The organism is Microcystis sp. M113S1, from assembly GCF_020246945.1.
Lineage (GTDB): Bacteria > Cyanobacteriota > Cyanobacteriia > Cyanobacteriales > Microcystaceae > Microcystis.
The window spans coordinates 1-4,534 of sequence record NZ_JADBSA010000061.1; the positions used below are offsets into that span (position 1 = coordinate 1).

5 protein-coding genes are annotated in these 4,534 nt (G+C 48.1%); 4 read left to right on the plus strand and 1 reads right to left on the minus strand.

All coding sequences use genetic code 11. The features are described from left to right. Positions 1-151 precede the first annotated feature (151 nt). Positions 152-337, plus strand: coding sequence for a hypothetical protein (locus IM319_RS03580; RefSeq protein WP_287686673.1), 186 nt, complete (start codon positions 152-154; stop codon positions 335-337). Here IM319_RS03580 and ctpC read toward each other — a convergent pair. After that, positions 327-1,619, minus strand: a complete 1,293-nt coding sequence (gene ctpC / locus IM319_RS03585; RefSeq protein WP_286826507.1) for a carboxyl-terminal processing protease CtpC — start codon at positions 1,617-1,619, stop codon at positions 327-329. The two genes, IM319_RS03580 and ctpC, sit on opposite strands and share 11 nt — an antisense overlap. A gap of 245 nt (positions 1,620-1,864) precedes the next feature. Here ctpC and IM319_RS03590 point away from each other — a divergent pair, with 245 nt between their 5' ends. The 3 genes from IM319_RS03590 to IM319_RS03600 form a co-directional block, all read left to right on the plus strand. After that, positions 1,865-2,686, plus strand: coding sequence for a cell division protein FtsQ/DivIB (locus tag IM319_RS03590; RefSeq protein ID WP_286826508.1), 822 nt, complete (start codon positions 1,865-1,867; stop codon positions 2,684-2,686). Between the two features lie 192 nt (positions 2,687-2,878). Continuing rightward, positions 2,879-4,129 carry a cell division protein FtsZ gene (gene ftsZ / locus IM319_RS03595; RefSeq protein WP_286826509.1) on the plus strand — a complete coding sequence of 417 codons (1,251 nt, stop codon included), beginning with the start codon at positions 2,879-2,881 and terminating at the stop codon, positions 4,127-4,129. A 221-nt stretch (positions 4,130-4,350) separates the two neighbouring features. Then, on the plus strand, positions 4,351-4,534 hold a 184-nt coding region (locus tag IM319_RS03600), incomplete at its 3' end, for an RRXRR domain-containing protein (RefSeq protein WP_287734671.1).

Here is a 4,534-nt window from a genome sequence, read left to right on the forward strand (position 1 = left end):
ATCGGTAAAACCCTACACCCTACACCTCAACCCCCAACCCCCAACCCCCAACCCCCAACCCCCAACCCCCAACCCCCAACCCCCACCGAAAAACTTTTTGCCGCAGACCCTAAATACGTCTTAGCTTAGAGGGATTTAAGGAGAAAAATCTATGGATAATAGCGCACAAAACTGGTACATTGTCCAGGAAAATACCGGAATTTGTCAGATTATAGCCCTAGAAAACGGAAAAACCCCAGTCAGTGGTCAATACTGGGGTCCTTTTGCCGAGCGGGGAGAAGCGATCGCCCGTCGGGTGGGTTTAATTCGAGCGGGCAAATGTCAACCTATTGTTTAGCGGTATTGGTGGGCGTTTTTTTGCCTTCAGTGATTTCTTTTTCCAAGATTTCAAAAGCCTTCTTGAATTGAGGATCCTGGAAGGTTCCCACCCGATCCCGTTCCTGTTGAAGATTTTTGCGATCTTCCTCGCTCAGTTCCGACTCCACATCCGGATGAATACCATCTTTATTGATGTCGCGTCCTTTGGGGGTGAGATACTTGGCAATCGTCACCGCTAATCCCGAACCGTCACTGAGACTGCGTACCGATTGCACTAATCCCTTACCAAAGGTTTTCGTACCGACAATAGCCGCCCGATCATGATCCTGTAAAGCCCCGGAGAGAATTTCACTAGCACTGGCGGAACCCCCATCGACGAGGACAACCAGCGGTTTATTAGTCAAAGCTTGATTGTTGGCCCGTTGACGTTCCGTCACCCCTTTGCGATCGACCGTAGAGACGATTAAACCATCAGGTATCCACATCCGAGCGATTTCGATGCTGGCGTAGAGTAAACCGCCGGGGTTAGAACGCAGATCGAGAATATAACCTTTCACATCTTCGGTTTCCAATTCGCGAATCGCTTGACTCATATCGCCACTAGCTTGGGCGCTAAATTGATTAAGACGGATATAACCGATTTTACCGATCGGGGTGTTTTCCGTGTGGGCGCGCACCGGGTGAATTTCAATTTTGGCCCGGGTAAGAGTCAATTCTTTCTTCTCCTCACCCCGTTGAATCGTGATCTTAACGCTTGTCCCCACTTTGCCGCGGATCATGCTCACCGCTTGCTCCAGTTCCATGCCTTCGGTAGATTTACCATCGATAGAAATAATCACATCTTTAGGCAGCACACCAGCTTTAGAAGCGGGAGTATCTTCAATGGGTGAAACCACGACTAACTGCTTGGTTTTCTCATCTTTGGTCAGTTGAATCCCTACCCCGGTCAATTCTCCTGATGTATCGATCTTCATATTGTTAAACTCTTTGGGATCCATAAAACGGGTATAGGGATCATTGAGAGTTTTCAACATCTCGCGGATAGCGGTGTATGCTTCCTCTTGATTTTTGTAGGAACGATTTAAATACTGATTGCGGATGGCGTTCCAGTCCGATTGATTAAAAGTGCCATCTAAATAAGTGCGGTTGATGATCTGCCAAACCTCATCAACGGTTTCCTTGGGACTTTCCTGAAAAAAAGCTTGACTTTGAGAGAGACGGAATCCCGCCCCCGTGACGGCGACGGTAGACAGGACTACTGCTGTAGCACCGAGAACAAGTCCGCGTTTGTTGATAACCATAGGTAATTTTCGGATAAATTAGGCTGTTCTTGCCAGAACGCTCTTTCTGGCTGACCGTCGAAATATCTTGGCAAAAAGGAGCGTTTAGGTTTCCTGGAGACAGACAAAAGAACGCCTTTAGACTACTACTGTTATAACATTGATTATCTACTTCTTTGTCAAACTGGTTATTTGAGTAGCGATCGAGTTGCCAGCAGCCCACCTCGCGACCTAAGATAACAGCAAAACTGTCCCGGATTTTCCCTATGAGTGATCAAATCCTTTCTTCCCTCTCCCTGGAACAAAAACGACAAAACCTGCGCCACCAAAGGCGATCGAAGGTGTGGCAAGCCTTGGGTCGCTTTCTGGTGGTTAGTGGTTTAGCGACGGGATTAGCTTGGGGGATGACTTCGCCCTATTGGACAATTACCAAGGCCGGACAGGTGGAAATCGAAGGCACGGAATTAATGTCGCCCGAGTCGATTCGTGCTTGGCTAAAATTAAGCTATCCTCTGTCTCTCTGGGAATTACCTACCCATCAATTGCGAGAAAAATTAGCGGCTATTCCCGCTATTGCCGACGTTAAGATCGAGCGGCAATTATTACCCCCGAAAGTGATTGTTTCTATTCAAGAAAGAAAACCCGTTGCCCGTTGGCGTTCCCATCAACAGCAAGGCTTTTTAGATGCCTCGGGAACGATAATTCCTAAAAACTATTATGGTCGAACTCTGCCCAAAACCCAATTACCTAGCTTAGAAGTGCTTGGTTACGACCGACAATATCAACAACAGTGGCAAAAAATTTATCCCTTAGTTGATAACTTATCGATTAAAGTTACCGCCATCGATTGGCGCAATCCTAGTAATCTTGTACTAAAAACTGAACTGGGACAGGTCTATTTAGGTTTTTATAAAGATAGATTGCCCGAAAAATTAACCGCTCTCGTACAATCGCGGCAATTGTCATCCAAGATACCTCTAGCGCGAATTCTCTACATTGACCTGAGCAATCCCGATGCTCCCACTGTACAATTAAAACCGCAGCCAGCCCCTATCGTTGCCAAAGTAACGGCAACTGGTAGGGATTAACTGGAATTGATCAGCAAATAACCGCAATTATTCCCTTTGTGTATTGCCAAAAAACCCAAATTATGATTTTCTGAACCAGAAACTGATAATGTAGATACTGGAACACACATAATATTAGTGATAGTGTTAACATTGCATCTCTAATTCATCAAATCAATAACAGAATCTTGTACTAAGAGTGTTCCAATTCCAATGACATCGATTAATGAAATCGTTCCCACCTATCCCAATCTGAACAGTAACGATTATGCCAGTTCAGCTATGAGCGAAGATAATCATTACTCTCAGAATAATGCTGGAGTATTATTTACTCGCCCCCATGAATCACAGATGACACCCCGAGAAGAAAGTCGTAGTAATCGCATCGTGCCAAGCAATGTCGCCAAGATCAAGGTGATCGGGGTCGGCGGTGGGGGCTGTAACGCCGTTAACCGCATGATCGCCAGTGGCGTGACCGGAATCGAATTTTGGGCAATTAACACCGATGCCCAAGCCCTAGCCCATTCCTCCGCCCCCCAGAGGTTACAAATCGGGACAAAATTAACCCGCGGCCTAGGGGCGGGGGGCAATCCGGCGATCGGACAGAAAGCGGCGGAAGAATCTCGGGATGAAATCGCCCAAGCATTGGAAGGAACCGATCTAGTCTTTATTACCGCCGGCATGGGCGGCGGCACGGGAACGGGGGCCGCTCCAATTGTGGCCGAAATTGCCAAGGAAATCGGCTGTTTGACCGTGGGAGTTGTGACTCGTCCCTTTACCTTCGAGGGTCGTCGTCGCACTAATCAGGCCGATGAAGGAGTGGGTGGTTTACAAAGTCGGGTCGATACCCTGATTATTATCCCCAATAACCAGTTATTACAGGTAATACCCGCCGACACTCCCCTACAGGAGGCTTTTCGCGTCGCTGATGATGTGCTGCGGCAAGGGGTACAGGGGATCTCGGATATTATCACTATCCCCGGTCTGGTGAATGTGGATTTCGCCGATGTGCGGGCAGTGATGGCCGATGCGGGTTCGGCCCTAATGGGCATCGGCATCGGTTCCGGAAAATCTCGGGCTAAGGAAGGAGCGATCGCTGCTATTTCCTCGCCGTTACTGGAATCCTCGATCGAAGGGGCGAAAGGTGTGGTCTTTAACATCACTGGTGGTCAAGATCTAACCCTACACGAAGTCAATGCCGCCGCCGAAATTATCTATGAAGTGGTGGATCCCAACGCTAATATCATCTTTGGGGCAGTCATTGACGAGAAAATGCAGGGAGAAGTCAGAATTACCGTCATTGCCACCGGTTTTTCCGGCGATTCCCCCTCTCGTCCCACCGGTAGCAAGGTGGTGATCAATGCCCCCGCACCCAGTCCAGCACCCACTCCCGAACCACCAAAACTCCCGGGATTAGATATACCCGAATTCTTGCAACAACGTCGTCGTCAGATTGATCGCTAACCTCCTGTCACTAACCCCGCCCTAAAAGGGACGGGGCTTGCCTAGACCAATTTAGGCGACGCAAGTAGAGACTACCGCACCGAGACACAATCTGGCACAGACCTCCGAATGCTTCCCTAGTTCGGATTCCCTCTCAGCTTTATTGGTAAAGCGTTGTTAGACAAGACATCTTGATTGTGTTGCGGAAAGGGACTTTAACTTTACTCTTAAGGATTATCTCCATGCCAAGAGTTCCTGTTATCTCAAAAGACGGAAAACCGTTGATGCCCACCAAACCCAGTCGGGCCAGACGGTGGATTAAAGAAGGAAAAGCTATCGGTAAATTCAACGACTTAGGTATTTTCTATGTCCAGCTAACCGATGAATCCTCTAACAACAAAACCCAACCGATTGCCATTGGTATTG